Genomic DNA, 13,852 nt, shown 5'->3' on the forward strand with positions numbered 1-13,852 from the left:
CTGACCGTGCAGATCACGCTAGACCGCGAGTTCGTCCGCCAGACGGCCCGCGCCGCCGACCGGCATGCCGTCCCGTTGACGGCCCGCCCGGACGAAGAACCAGCCGGCGTGGCCCATCGCGGTCTGGCGCGCCGGGTGAAGACACTGCTCGCGGCATACCGTTCACCCGACTCGGCGCTGCACGGCAGCGAGCGGGCCGTCGCCGCCACGACGACCCACCTCGCCGCTCTCATGGCCCTGCAGACCCCCTCCGGCCTCTTCGCCGGCGGGGACAACGTGCAGTCACCTCCGGATTCCGCCTTCACCATCAACGACGTGTGCGACGCGCACGTCCTCGCCACGGGGGCGGGGCCGGAACTGCACGAGGCCGCCGCCGCCCTCGCCGAGATCGCCGGCGCGGCCGCCGAGAGCCTCCGGGCCGGCGGGGTGCACACGCCGAACCACCGGTGGGAACTGTGCGCGGCGCTGGCCCGGCTGCACCGGTCGTTCCCGGACGGCCGGCTGCTCGACCGCATCGACGCGTGGCTCGCCGAGGGCGTCGACATCGACGCGGAGGGCCTGTACTCGGAGCGCAGCGCCAACTACGCGGCCCACGTGTCCAACCCGTCGCTGCTGCTGCTGGCCGACGTCCTCGACCGCCCCGACCTGCGGGACGCCGTCGAACGCAACCTCACCGCGACCCTGGACCTCATCTGCCCGGACGGCACGGTGGAAACCGTCCACTCCCGGCGGCAGGACCAGACCCATGTGTTCCCCCTGGCGCCCTACCTGCCGCACTATCGGCTCCTCGCGATCCGTACCGGCCGGGGCGACTTCAGCCGCGCGGCGCGGCTGGCGGCAGCCGACGGCATCGACGACCCCGATCTGCTCGCCGAGACCCTCCTCACCCCCGACCTGTGCCACGAGCTGCCGGCACCGACGCCGCAGACGCTTCCCCGCGACCGGTACTTCACCACGGCGCGTCTCGCCTCACACGCCTCCGCCACCGCGCACACCGTCCTGTACGGGGGGTCGGACGTGCCCGGGCACCGGCGCATCCGCTCGGGTCTCGCCTGCAATCCGACCTTCCTGCGGCTCTTCGCCGGCGACGCGGTCCTCGACGCCGTGCGGCTGTCACGGGGCTTCTTCGACCTCGGTCCCTTCCGCGCCACGGACATGACGGGTCTAGGGGACGGCCGGTACCGGCTCGCCGAAACCCTCACGGCCGCCTACTACCAGCCGCTCCCGCCGGCCGAGCGCCGGACCGACGGCGCTTACGAGATGGCGGACGAGGGACGCTTCTCGGCCGCGATGTCGTTCGGGCGGCGGCCGCGGGACGAGGTCGAGCTGGCCACCCGCGTCGACGTGGAACTCCGCGACGACGGTGCCGACATCCGGTTCGACATGGCCGGCCCGCGGGTGCCGTGGGCACTCGAACTGACCTTCCGGCCCGGAGGCGTCGTGCACGGCGCCGAACCGCTGGGCGAAGGGCGCTGGTGTCTCGGCGACGGCGCGATGACCTACCGGGTGGGCGAGGACGAGATCCGCGTCGAGGCCGGCGTCCACTCCGGCGAACCGCTGGCCGGGCCGGACCAGGGCGACCTGCTGCGGTACGACCCGGGTCAGGACTACACGTTGCTGCGGGGGACCGACGCGACGACAGGGCCACGGGTCAGCCTCGGCGGGTTCGGCCCGCACACGCTGAGTCTCACTCTGCGTGCCCGCCGGGGCGGTGACCCGCACGCGTGACTCACGCCGAGGAGGCGCCCGGCGGCAGCGCGGCCACCGGCACGATCAGGTCCGCCCGGTCCCGGGTCGCCGCCACCAGGTCCGCGTTGCGCTGGTCGCTGCCCAGCACCCATGCCACCGCCGCCTCGTGGTCCTTGCCGAACTCCTCGTGGCGGGCGACGAGCCGGCGGACGCGTTCCGGCTCGTCGAGTTCGCAGAACCACACCTCGTCCAGCCGGCGCCGTACCCGGGCCCAGGGGCCGGTGCCGAGCAGCAGGTAGTTGCCCTCCGTGACCACCAGCCGGGCCGACGGCGGAACCGGGATCGCGCCCGCGAGCGGCTGCTCCAGCACCCGCTCGAAGCCCGGGGCATACACCACCTCGTCCCGCTCCTCGCGCAGCCGCCCGAGGAGCGCCGCGTACCCGGCGGCGTCGAAGGTGTCGGGCGCGCCCTTGCGGTCCCGGCGGCCCAGACGGTCCAGTTCGGCGTCGGCCAGATGGAAGCCGTCCATCGGGACGTGCGCCACCCAGGGTTCCCCGGTCCCGTTCAGTGCGCGCACCAGGTGCTCGGCGAGCGTCGACTTGCCCGCGCCGGGGCTGCCCGCGATGCCGAGGAGGGCACGCGGGCCGCGTTCGGCGAGGGAACGGGCGCGGCTGAGGAGGTCGTCGAAAGTCAGGGGCACGCCGGAGAGTCTGTCACCCGTCGGCGGCCGATGAATCATGTGGCGTGCGCCACCGGGTGGAACCGGTGCTGCGGGGAAGTGTGCTGAGTATGACTGAGCTCGGTCTGCCCGACACCATCCAGGCCTGTCTCTTCGACCTCGACGGGGTCGTCACCAAGACGGCCGTCGTGCACGCGGCCGCCTGGAAGGAGACGTTCGACGACTTCCTGCGCGGATACGAGGGCGAGCGCGCCCGCCCCTTCGACGCGGTGGCCGACTACGACGAGTACGTGGACGGACGCCCACGCGCCGACGGAGTGCGCACCTTCCTCGCCTCCCGGGGCATTGACCTGCCCGAAGGCGATCCCGGCGACCCACCCGATGCCCAAACCGTCCACGGTCTCGGCAACCGCAAGAACGAACTGGTCCTAGAAAAGATCCGCACCGAAGGCGTGGAGGCCTACGAGGGCACGCTGCGCTACATCGACGCCGTGCGGGGCAAGGGGCTGAAGACGGCGATCGTCTCCTCCAGCGCCAACACCCGGGACGTGCTGCGCTCCATCGGAGCCGAGCACCTCTTCGACGTCCGGATCGACGGGGTGGTCGCCGCCGAGCGCAAGCTGCCCGGCAAGCCCAACCCGGACACCTTCCAGGCCGCCGCCCGCGACCTCGGCGTCGAGTACCGGCGGGCCGCCGTCTTCGAGGACGCGCTGGCCGGCATGGACGCCGGCCGCTCCGGCGGATTCGGCTTCGTCGTCGGCGTCGACCGGGTCGGCCAGAGCGATGCCCTGTACAAGCACGGCGCCGACATCGTCGTGAAGGACCTCGCCGAACTGGGGGGCAAGGAGTGATCACCCAGCGGTCGTACGCCGTCGAACCCTGGACCGTGCGCGAGACCGAGCTGAACCTCGACGTGCTGGCCCAGAGCGAGTCCGTGTTCGCGCTGTCCAACGGCCACGTCGGCTGGCGCGGCAACCTCGACGAGGGTGAACCGCACGGTCTGCCCGGCAGTTACCTCAACGGCGTGCACGAGGTGCACCCGCTGCCGTACGCCGAGGCGGGCTACGGCTATCCGGAGTCGGGCCAGACGGTCATCAACGTCACCAACGGCAAGGTCCTCCGGCTGCTGGTCGACGACGAGCCGTTCGACCTGCGCTACGGCAAACTCGTCGGCCACGAACGCACCCTGGACCTCCGGCGCGGTGTACTGGAGCGGACCTGCGAGTGGACGTCCCCCACGGGGTCGACGGTGCGGGTGCGCTCGACCCGGCTGGTCTCGCTCACCCAGCGCGCGGTGGCCGCCGTCGCGTACGAGGTGGAGCCCGTCGGCAACCGGGCCCGTGTGGTGATCCAGTCCGAGCTGGTCGCCAACGAGCAGCTGCCCGGGTCCAACGGCGACCCGCGCGCGGCGATGGCCCTGCAGTCACCGCTGGAGCCGGAGGAGGACTTCGCCTCGGACCGGCGGCTGCGTCTGGTGCACCGCACCCGCCGCAGCGGCCTGCGCGTCGCCGTGGCCGCCGACCACGTCGTCACCGGCCCCGAGCGGACCACCACGACCAGCGAGAGCAACCCGGACGTGGCCCGGCTCACGGTCACCTCCGTACTGGAACCGGGCCAGCGGCTGCGGGTGGAGAAGCTGGTCGCCCACGGTTGGTCCGGCGCCCGGTCGCTGCCCGCGATGAGCGACCAGGTCGACGCGGCCCTCGCCGCCGCCGCGCACGACGGCTGGCAGGGCCTCGTCGACGAACAGCAGGCCTACCTGGACGACTTCTGGTCCCGCGCGGACGTCGAGGTGGACGGCGACGAGGAGATTCAGCAGGCCGTCCGCTTCGCCCTCTTCCACGTCCTGCAGGCCGGCGCCCGCGCCGAGCAGCGGGCGATCCCGGCGAAGGGCCTGACCGGCTCCGGTTACGACGGGCACGCCTTCTGGGACACCGAGATGTTCGTGCTGCCCGTCCTGACCTACACCGCGCCCGGGTCCGTCGCGGAGGCGCTGCGCTGGCGGTACAACACCCTGGACTCCGCCCGGGAACGCGCGGCCCAGCTGGGCCTGGAGGGCGCCGCGTTCCCCTGGCGTACCATCGCCGGCTCGGAAGGGTCCGCGTACTGGCCCGCCGGCACCGCCGCCTTCCATGTGAACGCCGACATAGCGAACGCCGTCGTACGCTACGTCGCCGCCACCGGGGACACCGACTTCGAACGGGACACCGGCGTGGAGCTGCTGGTGGAGACCGCCCGCCTGTGGCGCTCCCTCGGCCACCACGACCACCACGGCACCTTCCACATCGACGGCGTCACCGGTCCCGACGAGTACAGCGCGGTCGCGGACGACAACACGTACACCAACCTGATGGCCAGGGAGAACCTGCTGGCCGCCGCCGACGTCGTAGAGCGCCACCCCCGGCAGGCGGAGCGCCTCGGCGTCGACGACGAGGAGAGCGCCGCCTGGCGGGACGCCGCCGAGGCCATGCACATCCCCTACAACCGCGAACTCGGTGTGCACGAGCAGCACGCGGGCTTCACCCGCTACCAGCGCTGGGACTTCGCGAACACCCGGCCCGACCAGTACCCGCTGCTGCTGAACTTCCCCTACTTCGACCTCTACCGCAAACAGGTCGTCAAGCAGGCCGACCTGGTGCTGGCGATGTACACCTGCGACGGGTACTTCGACGACGAGCAGACCGCCCGCAACTTCGCCTACTACGAGCCGCTGACCGTACGGGACTCCTCCCTGTCGGCGTGTTGCCAGGCCGTCATCGCCGCCCAGGCCGGCCATCTGCGGCTGGCCTACGACTACGCGGCCGAGGCCGCCCTGATGGACCTGGCGGACCTGGAGCACAACACCCGCGACGGGCTGCACATCGCGTCCCTCGCCGGAACCTGGATGGCGCTCGTGGCGGGCTTCGGCGGAATGCGCCGGCACGACGACGGGCTGTCGTTCGCGCCGCGCCTGCCGGAGAAGATCCGCCGCCTGGCCTTCACCGTACGGTTCCTCGACCGCCGGCTGCGGGTGGAGGTGCACGCCGACAAGGCCACGTACGCACTCCTCGACGGAGCGCCGCTGACGATCCGTCACCACGGCGAGCCGCTCACCGTGAGCACCGACGAACCGGCCGTCCGCGCCGTACCGCCGGCGAAGCCGCGCCCGGCCCCGGAACAACCACCGCACCGGGCGCCCAGCCGCCGCTGACCGGGGTCAGGCGGGCGCCAGGAACACCACGACGTCCATCTCCCGGCCCGGCAGCGCGGCGGGTTCCCGCCAGCCGAGGCGGCGGTAGAACGCCAGTGTGTCGTGTGCCTGGCTCCAGGTCAGGAGCCAGGCCCGGCCGCCGGGCGCCCGGCCGGCCGGCGCGGACAGCAGCCGGCGGCCCAGCCCGGTGCCGCGAGCCCGGGGCGCACCCCCAGTTCGTCGATCTCGAGGGCACCGACGAGCAGCTCGTCCACGCGGTCCGCGCCGAGCCGCTCGGTCACGCTGCCGCAGGCGCGCTCCGTGCGGAACGGGGCCTCGGTGATCCAGCCGGTGACGAAGCCGTCCACCTCCGCGTCGGTCCCGAAGGACAGCACCGCGCGGAATCCCGGGCGGCGGGCGTCCGCGGTGAGCCGCTCGCGGAAGGCCGCGCCCGTGCCGGCGGGATTCCGGTGCTGCCAGGGCGGGGCGGTGCACACCGCGACGTACGCGCGGGTCAGCGGGTCGGCGACGTCGAGGACGTCCGGTCCGTATTGACGCATGACCGGTGAACCTACCCGCGCGGCCAACCGCCGTCCACAGCCGGGCGGTTCGCCGGCGTCTCAGCTCAGCGCGCCCGCCAGCAGGCCGATCAGGTCGCCGGTGGCGTCGGCGGCGCCCAGCGCCGGCAGGGCGCCGAGAGCGAGGACGGCCGCGGCGGCGGTCCACAGCCGCGGGGGAGGAGCCGTCTGCAGGGCCGCTATCCGGCGGGTGACGGCGTGGTCCGTGAAGCTGAGCGCGCACCCGGCACGGGCGCCGCCCGCCGTGAGCGCGGCACGGGCCAGCGCACGCGCCGTGGTGTCCCGGTCTCCGACGGCGGCCGCCGCCTGCTCGTCCGCCCAGCGCTCCACCAGGAACATCACGGTCGAACGGACCGGACGCAGCAGCGGATTGGCCGCGGCGGCGAGCGAGGCCGCGGTCACCAGGAACCCGTGCCGATGGTCCAGATGGGCCCGCTCATGGGCGAGCAGCACCCGGCGCTCCGGGGGGCGCAGGGCGCCCAGCATGGCGGAGGTGACGAGGATCCGGCCAGGCCGCCCGGGAATGGCGAACGCCTGCGGCAGCGCGGAGTCGGCGACGATCAGTTCGGTGTCCGGGGGATGCCCGGCGCACAGCCGCCGCAGCGACCGCCGGGTGCCGCGCTCGGCCCGCACCGCCCGGAGCACACGCCGGGCGACGACGGCGAGGGTGAGCGCCGCGGCGATCCCGATGACCCCCGGTACCGGATCGGCCAGCCGGTGCCCGTCCTCCCGGGCCTCCGCGACCACCGGGGGCGCGTCACCCAGCAGCGCGGTCGCCAGCAGCACCAGGGACCAGGTGGTGGCCGCCGCGGTCAGCACGGCGGCGAAGGTCAGTGCCCGGGCGGCGAGCGCCGGGGCCACCCGCCGGCCGATCACCGGACCGACCAGCGGCAGCAGGAGTGACAGCAGTAGCGGGGTGTAGACGTCGATCCTCATGCGCCGCCTCCGGCGAGCAGGTCCCGCAGGGCCCGCTCCTCCTCCGGGCTCAGACCGGACACGAACTGCTGCAGCGCGGCGATCGGGTCCGGACCCCGGTCGAGGGCCTCGTGCATCGCCTCGGCGGTCAGCTCGGCCGCGTTCTTCGCGGGCCGGTAGGCGCCGCGCCGCCCGTCCGCGTCCCGCAGCACCAGCCCCTTGTCGTACAGCCGTTTGAGGATGGTGTGCACGGTGTTGTACGCCAGGCCGCCGCCGATCTCGGCCTGGACCTCGGCGGGCGTCAGCGGTCGCTCGGTGGCCCACAGCGCGGCCAGCACCTCGCTTTCCAGCTCCCCGGCGCTGCGCCGCTCCATCCTGCCCCGGGACCCTGTGCCAGCCATGCCCCAACCTTACAGCGCGTAGGGCCGCGAGCCGGATGGCCGTATCCGTCGTGCACACGGGCTCGGCGCGGGTTAGCGTGACCGTGTTTTTCGTGAATTCACAGGTACGTCTTCTCGAGTCCCCCTGTGGCACTACAAGCTGTAGGGTGGCGGAAACCCTACAAATTGTAGGGGCGAAGGGGGATGATGTCCGGCAGCGCGCACACCACACTCACCGGGACCCGGCGCCGCGGTCCGCGGATCGTGCCGCGGGGCGCCCGGCACACCCGCCCCGAGGGCCTGCTCGCGGCCGTCGCGATCGCCTTCACCCTGGCCCAGCTCCTGCTGGTCCGGCCCGGCATGGGCCTCGGCTGGGACGAGACCGTGTACGTCAGCCAGGTCGGCGCCCACGCCCCGGCGGCCTTCTTCAGCGCGCCCCGGGCCCGCGGCGTCTCACTGCTCGTCGCCCCCGTGGCGGCCTGGTCCTCCTCCACCCCCCTGCTGCGGATCTACCTGGCCGTCCTGTCCGGCCTGGCCCTGTTCCTCGCGCTGCGCACCTGGCGCGGCCTCTTCCCGCCCCGGGTACTCGCCCTGGCGGGAGCTCTGTTCGCCTCCTTGTGGGTGACGCTCTTCTACGGCCCGCAGGCCATGCCCAACTACTGGGTGGCCGTCGGCGCGCTGGCCGCGGTCGCCTGTTTCCTGCGCGCCCGCGCCGACCGATCGGACCGGGCCGCCCTGTGGGGACTGGCCGCGAGCGCGGCGCTGATGGCCCTGATGCGGCCCACCGACGCGGTCTGGGTGACCCTGCCCCTGCTGGTCCTCGCCCTGCTCGGCCGCCCCTGGCGCCCGGGCGGCATGCTCCTCGCCGGGCTCGTGGCGGGAGCGGTGGAGTGGGTGATCGAGGCGTACGTCAGCTACGGCGGCCTCGCCCGGCGGCTGGCCGACGGTTCCGCGATCCAGGGCGGCCTGGGCTGGCACCTCGCGATCATCGACCAGGTGCGCAGCCTGGGCGGACGGGCTCTGTGCCGGCCGTGCACGGGTGCGCTGCCCAACCCGCTGCTCACCGTCTGGTGGTTCGTCCTGCCGCTGCTCGCGGTGACCGGCCTCGTCGTCGCCGTCCGGGCCGGCCGCCGCACCGCCACCCTGGTGCCGCTGGTCTGCGGGGCGACGGCCGCTTTCCCGTACCTGTTCATGATCGGCTACGCGGCGCCCCGGTTCCTGCTGCCCGCCTACGCCCTGCTGGCGCTCCCGGTGGCCGGTGCGCTGACCCATCTGGTCACCGCCCCCTCCCGTGCCTGGCGACCGGTGGCCGTGGCGCTGGTGGCGCTGGGCCTGGCCGCGCACCTCGCCCTCCAGTTCGTCGTCCTGGAGCACACCGTCGACCGCACCACCGCCTCCCACCGCGGCTGGTCCCGTACCGCCGCCGAACTGCACCGGCTCGGTGTCCGTCCGTCCTGCCTGATCACCGGGCACGAGGCCATCCCGATCGCCTACTACGCCGGCTGCTCCTCCGCCGCGACCGCCGGGCACAACGCCAACAGCACGGAGGAGATCATCGCCCGCACGGCACGCCACACCCCGGTCGCCACCCTCGTCCCGGCCGGATCCCGGCCACCCTCCTACGCCCGGCACTGGGCCTCCGTGGCATTCGGCGGGCTGCGCATCCACTACGCCGTACCCGTGGCCCGCCGATGACGTCCGCGCCGGACCTCGTCGCCGGTACCGGCCGTCGGCGGGTGTACGGGCAGACCGCCGTCGGCCTCGCCGTCCTGACCTGCGCCACCTACCTGGCCCGCCGCAACTGGACGCTCCTGGAGACCGGCGCCCTTCGGTTGGCCGTCGCCGACCAGGGCTGGCTGCTGGTGGGCGCGACGGCGGCGGCCGGCACCTGGGCCGCCTCCGCGTTCGCCCAGCAGGGGGCCGTAGCCCGGCGGCTGCCCGGCAGGCGCCTGCTGGCGGCGCAGTTCGCCGCCTGCGCCGCCAACCACGTCCTGCCCGCCGGACTCGGCGCCGGCGCCGTGAACCTGCGGTTCCTGATCCGCTGCGGACTCCCGGCGGGCCGCTCGGCGAGTGCGCTCGCGGTCAAGGCCACCGCCAGCGTGCTGGTCCGCGGTGCGCTCATCGCGGCGCTCGCCCCGGCGTGCCCGGGCCTGCTGCGGATCCCGCGCCTCCCCCCGGCCGCCCTGCCCGTCGTCCTCGCGGTCGCCCTGCTGGTGGCCGGTCTGCTCGCCAGCCCGCTCTGGTCCCGCTGCCGCGCCGCCCTGGCAACCGTTCTCGCCGACATCCGGGCCGTGCACGCCCACCCGGCCCGCGCGGCGGCCCTGTGGGGCGGCTCGGTGGGCTTCGCCGCGCTGCACTCCCTGGTGCTGATCGCCGTGACCCGGGCCGTCGGACTGCCCTTGGCCCCGGCCCGGGTGACCCTGCTGTACCTGGCCGCCAGCAGCGCCGCCGCCCTGCTGCCCACCCCGGGCGGCCTCGGCTCCCTCGACGCGGCCCTCGGTCTCGCCCTGACCGCGTCCGGGGCCCCGGCGGCCCTTGCCGCCTCCGCCGTACTCGGCTACCGGCTGCTGACCGTGTGGCTGCCGCTGATGCCGGGACTGCTGGTGCTCGCCGTGCTGGTCCGGCGCAAGGCGCTGTGAGCGGGGCGGCGGTTCCGGAGCGTCCGGCAGGAGGTCAGTGGCCGCCGACGGGTCCCGCGCACCGGTCCGGCCAGCTGCCCTCGCCGGGTGTCGTACGGCCCGCCAGGGCCTGGTCCAGCCGGGTGAGCGCGGTGTCGTCCGCGTCCTCCAGGACGCTCGCCGCCCTGTCCCCGGCCGGCAGCTGCCGCAGCAGCACCAGCGGGACGGCGCCGTCGGTGCGCACGTCCAGCACCCTGAAGGCCGTGCCCGGCGGAAAGACGATCTCGTCACCCTCGTCCAGCAACTGGCGCGTCCGTCGGCCGGTGATCGACAGGATCGCGTATCCGATTCCCGCGACACCCGTCTTGCCGGCCGGGTCGAGGGGGACGCCGCTCACCGGTGCCGGATCACGCAGCAGCTGTCCGGGCCGCACACCGACCCCGTGACCGGCGACATCGCCCGGTCCGCGCAGGACCACGCCCCGGTACGAGGGGAGCCGCCCGAGCCCGGAGGCCAGGCAGGCGGCGTACGGCACCAGCCGGTGCTCGCCGGCCCGGAGCGTCCGGACCAGCTCGGTGTGGCTCAGCGGCCCTTCCTTCTCCCCTTGCAAGTACATCCGGACGGCGATGAGGTCGGCGCGGGCCGCCTCCTGGGCCTCTCCGCGCAGCGCGGGGATACCCGCCAGTACCCTGCTCACCGCCGCACCGTGCCGCTCCCACACCGCCTCGGCCAGCGGCCGGAAGGCGTTCCGCTCCAGCACGGTGCTGCGATGCTCCGGCGACACCAGTACGACGGGCAGCGGTCGCGTGACAGCGGCCCTCGGCTGCCGGACCGACTCGGCGTCCGCCACACGAGGCTCCTCGCCGTGGGAGCCGAGCGTGGTGCCGGCCGCGGAACCGGACATCAGCCCCGCCACCGGCCGCGGTGCGGGGACCTTCGGTTCCGACGGTGTCACTGACGCGGCCGGCGCCGGCGTGACCGGCGGAGCCGACGTCGGCGCCGGACTCGGCGTCGGGTCCTGAGCGGACGTTCTCGCCGGTTCAGGCGCCGAGACGGCTGTCGGTTCCGATGCTGACTCCGACGGCGGTGCCGGTTCCGCCGCGGGGCGGGGGCTTTCGGTCGTCGAGCCGATGGCCGACGCTCGCTGGGCTGTCTGGGCTGTCTGGGCTGTCTGGGCTGTCTGGGGTGCGGGACGCGGCCGCCCCGTGCCGGTCTCCGCGGGGTCACGCTCCGCCGGTCCCGGTTCGGCCGGGGCCGGTCCCGTGCCGGTGCCGGTCTGCACAGCCCCGGCCGCCACGGAGGACGCCGCCGGTGACGCCCGGTGCGGTTCGGCTGCGCCCGGCGCGGTGAGGGCCGGGGCGGCCGGGCCGGACAGCACGCCCTCTGCCGAGGCCTTTGCCGCCCGCTCCGGGGCCGCGGCGCGGCGGGACGTCGGATCCGGTGCCGTCGGCAATGGTGGCGGCACCGGATGCGACGCGGTCGTCGCGGGGCGCGCGAGCGGCGTTGCGCCTGCCGGTGCCGCCGCGCCTACGGGTGCCGGCGCGCGCAGCGCCTTGGGCAGGGTGAAGCGGACGACGCGCAACCCGTGCTCGGCGGCCAGCGCGCGTAGCGCGCGGCCACCGTCGGGCACGTGGGCATGCACGTGGAGGGTGGTCCGGGCCCGCAGGTCGGGGGCCAGGGCCGCGAGCAGCCGGGACAGCGTCGGCCAGAGCGAGGGCGCGAGGCGCTCACCCGCCCGGCCGATGTCGATGACGGGACCGTCGAAGGCGACCGGGCGCTCGCTGTGCGGCGCCGGGGCACCGTCCCTGGGACCGACCCACAGCCCCGCCCTGGTGAGGGTGGCCCGCCAGTCGTCCGAGAGGTCGATCACCCTCGCGTCGGATCCGCGGGGTCCTGGCATCGGGGAGAAGCAGCGCAGCGGCCGGGGCGGGACGGGACTCTCCGCATCCTTGCCGGGCAAGCACAGGACGGCGTCCACGAAAGGCAGCCAGCGTGGCGTCCCGTCCGGGCCGACCAGCACCGAACGGACGCCGTACGGGCTCATGGGACCGGCGGCGAACAGGGGTAACCCGGTCGTCACCTCGACCTCGGTGCCGAGCATCCCGGCGACCGACCGGCCGAGCGGCAGCAGATCCCGCCGTCCGCCCGGCGCCAGCCGGACCCCGGTACGGGTCTCGGCCGGCAGGGCGGTGAGGAGCTGGGCCACGTCCGACGCGGAGACGTCCTCGCCCCACGGCACACCGACGATCACCGCCGGCCGCCTCGGGTCGGCCGGGATGGCGTGGAAGAGGTCGCCGGGGCGGGGCTCCGTGGCCTCGACGGGACGGATCAGCAGCCCGGCCGGGATCTGGTCGACCGTGCACCCGTCCACCGCCGTCGCCGACACCTCCCGCAGGTCCGCCTGCCAGCGCGGGACCGGAAGACGGGGTCCGAGGGGCACCGGCGGCAGCCCTGGGGTGAACCGCCACCAGCCGCCGTCCCCCGGCGGCACGAACACCGAGCCGCCCGGCACCACCAGCACCGGCCCGTCCGGGGCCTCGACGGTCAGGTCCCACGCCTCGGCGATCCGACGGGCCACGGCGGGCCGGTCCGGACGGTCGTACCCGGCCCCGGACATCACCAGCCGCACCGTCCTGGTGTCCGTCTCCCGCAAGGAGTCGAGCACCTCGCTCAGGCGCGACCACAGCGACCCCGACGCCTCGCCCTCGGCGAAGGCCATGACCGTGGCCGTGCCCTCCTGCGGGGCGAGCGTGCGCGCCAGATCACGGATGTCGGCCGGGCTCAGGGGGTCGTCCGTGGGCGGGCGGAGCAGGAGCAGGCCGTCGTGGTCCTCGAGGAGCACCCGGGGTGCGGAGCCGGTGGACGTGTGCGGCTCCTCGGCGGAGCGCACCGTCCTGGCAGGGCGCCGGCTGAGACGGCCGGTCCAGCGGCTCACCCGGCTTCCCCTCTCGTGACCCCGTGGTCCGTCTCCTCCCGCGGCGCGTCCAGTCGCTCCGTGGCCACGTCGGACGGCACGGCACCGCCGACCGTCGTGACGCGGAGCGGTTCGGGAACGTACGGCTCCGGCGCGGCGGCGCGGGCCGGCTCCGCGCCGACGTCGGTACCGGTTCCCTCTTCTTCTGCCGCTTCTGCCGCGAGCGGTCCGCCCTCCGTGCCGTCGGCGTCGGCAAGGTTCTCCGAGGCCTCGGTGGCCCGGCGCGTGACCGCCTCGGCCAGGAACCCGGCGTCCACGACGGCCCCGGCCGGACTGGGCGGGTTGAGGTACAGGGCGTGATCCTTCGGAAGCCGGTCCAACAGCTCCTTCCCTCCCAGGAGTTCGAAGGCGAAGCCGCCGGCGTCCTCCAGGTGGTCAACGGAGGTGAAGACGGGCATCACCGGGGTACGGTCGGCCGCGACGGCGGTCACCGGTGTGCCCTCCTGCTGGATCAGCACCGCGACCTCGGCGTCGGCGAGCGCATCGGCCACGGCGTCGGCCGGTCCGTATCCCGTGACGGCGAGCTGGAGGGCGGCGTCCACGTCGTCGGTGGGCTCGGGCCAGTCGAGCGACTCGGGAGAGGGCCGGTGCTCCTCGTTGTCCTCCCACTCCACGATCGTCCCGTCGAGCCCGGACCGCCACCGGCCGACCACCGCCCACGAGGGCGGCACCCCTTCGCCCTGCCAGCCCGGATCGACCATGCTGATCCAGTGGTCGGGAGCGAGCCGGGCGGCCTCGACGATGTCCTGGGGCGGGACGGGCATCGTCCCGCCGCCCTGCTCACTCGCCTCGCTGCTCATCCACACGCGCCTTTCCGTCATCGCCGGCCCTTGTCCGTCCTACCCGCGGC

Annotated in this window: 11 protein-coding genes; 5 read left to right on the top strand and 6 right to left on the bottom strand. The window is 74.6% G+C overall.

Annotated features, from left to right (window positions below):
• Positions 1-6: 6 nt before the first annotated feature.
• Complete coding sequence (locus tag ACFYZQ_RS06390) at positions 7-1,728, top strand: hypothetical protein (RefSeq protein WP_389142265.1); 1,722 nt, start codon at positions 7-9, stop codon at positions 1,726-1,728.
• A gap of 1 nt (position 1,729) precedes the next feature.
• Here the strand turns inward: ACFYZQ_RS06390 and ACFYZQ_RS06395 are convergent, their stop codons facing one another.
• Positions 1,730-2,389 (bottom strand): nucleoside/nucleotide kinase family protein, encoded by a 660-nt coding sequence (locus tag ACFYZQ_RS06395; RefSeq protein WP_389142267.1) that lies wholly within the window; start codon positions 2,387-2,389, stop codon positions 1,730-1,732.
• Positions 2,390-2,478: 89 nt separating this feature from the next.
• Between ACFYZQ_RS06395 and ACFYZQ_RS06400 the strand changes: the two genes are divergently transcribed.
• A complete protein-coding gene (locus ACFYZQ_RS06400) occupies positions 2,479-3,219 on the top strand; it encodes an HAD family hydrolase (RefSeq protein WP_389142269.1) in 741 nt (246 codons plus the stop codon).
• Positions 3,216-5,558, top strand: coding sequence for a glycoside hydrolase family 65 protein (locus ACFYZQ_RS06405; protein ID WP_389142271.1), 2,343 nt, complete (start codon positions 3,216-3,218; stop codon positions 5,556-5,558). Before ACFYZQ_RS06400 ends, ACFYZQ_RS06405 begins: the two co-directional genes overlap by 4 nt.
• 119 nt (positions 5,559-5,677) lie before the next feature.
• Here the strand turns inward: ACFYZQ_RS06405 and ACFYZQ_RS06410 are convergent, their stop codons facing one another.
• Genes ACFYZQ_RS06410 through ACFYZQ_RS06420 form a run of 3 tightly spaced genes read right to left on the bottom strand, consistent with a single transcriptional unit; the run spans position 5,678 to position 7,431 of the window.
• Positions 5,678-6,097 carry a hypothetical protein gene (locus tag ACFYZQ_RS06410; protein ID WP_389142273.1) on the bottom strand — a complete coding sequence of 140 codons (420 nt, stop codon included), beginning with the start codon at positions 6,095-6,097 and terminating at the stop codon, positions 5,678-5,680.
• A 60-nt stretch (positions 6,098-6,157) separates the two neighbouring features.
• Entirely contained in the window at positions 6,158-7,051 is an 894-nt protein-coding gene (locus tag ACFYZQ_RS06415) for a M56 family metallopeptidase (protein ID WP_389142275.1), read from the bottom strand.
• A complete protein-coding gene (locus tag ACFYZQ_RS06420) occupies positions 7,048-7,431 on the bottom strand; it encodes a BlaI/MecI/CopY family transcriptional regulator (protein WP_389142277.1) in 384 nt (127 codons plus the stop codon). Before ACFYZQ_RS06420 ends, ACFYZQ_RS06415 begins: the two co-directional genes overlap by 4 nt.
• A gap of 186 nt (positions 7,432-7,617) precedes the next feature.
• On the opposite strand from ACFYZQ_RS06420, the gene ACFYZQ_RS06425 reads away from it, so the two are divergent.
• Both ACFYZQ_RS06425 and ACFYZQ_RS06430 read left to right on the top strand, forming a co-directional pair.
• On the top strand, positions 7,618-9,105 hold the full coding sequence (locus ACFYZQ_RS06425; protein WP_389143201.1) for a hypothetical protein: 1,488 nt from the start codon (positions 7,618-7,620) through the stop codon (positions 9,103-9,105).
• On the top strand, positions 9,102-10,049 hold the full coding sequence (locus tag ACFYZQ_RS06430) for a lysylphosphatidylglycerol synthase domain-containing protein (RefSeq protein WP_389142279.1): 948 nt from the start codon (positions 9,102-9,104) through the stop codon (positions 10,047-10,049). The genes ACFYZQ_RS06425 and ACFYZQ_RS06430 overlap by 4 nt, the downstream gene beginning before the upstream one ends.
• Before the next feature lie 34 nt (positions 10,050-10,083).
• Here the strand turns inward: ACFYZQ_RS06430 and ACFYZQ_RS06435 are convergent, their stop codons facing one another.
• Together ACFYZQ_RS06435 and ACFYZQ_RS06440 are read right to left on the bottom strand one after the other, a co-directional pair.
• Positions 10,084-12,963: a hypothetical protein gene (locus tag ACFYZQ_RS06435; RefSeq protein WP_389142281.1), complete on the bottom strand. Its 2,880-nt coding sequence runs from the start codon at positions 12,961-12,963 to the stop codon at positions 10,084-10,086.
• Positions 12,960-13,823, bottom strand: coding sequence for a type VII secretion system-associated protein (locus ACFYZQ_RS06440; RefSeq protein ID WP_389142283.1), 864 nt, complete (start codon positions 13,821-13,823; stop codon positions 12,960-12,962). Before ACFYZQ_RS06440 ends, ACFYZQ_RS06435 begins: the two co-directional genes overlap by 4 nt.
• Positions 13,824-13,852 lie beyond the last annotated feature (29 nt).

The sequence above is a fragment of the Streptomyces sp. NPDC001843 genome (assembly GCF_042891955.1).
Classification (GTDB): Bacteria; Actinomycetota; Actinomycetes; order Streptomycetales; family Streptomycetaceae; genus Streptomyces.

Bases quoted from the DNA above. Each gene is read 5' to 3' on its own strand.
- ACFYZQ_RS06400 (WP_389142269.1), top strand. From the start codon at position 2,479: ATGACTGAGCTCGGTCTGCCCGACACCATCCAGGCCTGTCTCTTCGAC.
- ACFYZQ_RS06410 (WP_389142273.1), bottom strand. From the start codon at position 6,097: ATGCGTCAATACGGACCGGACGTCCTCGACGTCGCCGACCCGCTGACC.
- ACFYZQ_RS06415 (WP_389142275.1), bottom strand. From the start codon at position 7,051: ATGAGGATCGACGTCTACACCCCGCTACTGCTGTCACTCCTGCTGCCG.
- ACFYZQ_RS06420 (WP_389142277.1), bottom strand. From the start codon at position 7,431: ATGGCTGGCACAGGGTCCCGGGGCAGGATGGAGCGGCGCAGCGCCGGG.
- ACFYZQ_RS06425 (WP_389143201.1), top strand. From the start codon at position 7,618: ATGTCCGGCAGCGCGCACACCACACTCACCGGGACCCGGCGCCGCGGT.
- ACFYZQ_RS06430 (WP_389142279.1), top strand. From the start codon at position 9,102: ATGACGTCCGCGCCGGACCTCGTCGCCGGTACCGGCCGTCGGCGGGTG.
- ACFYZQ_RS06440 (WP_389142283.1), bottom strand. From the start codon at position 13,823: ATGACGGAAAGGCGCGTGTGGATGAGCAGCGAGGCGAGTGAGCAGGGC.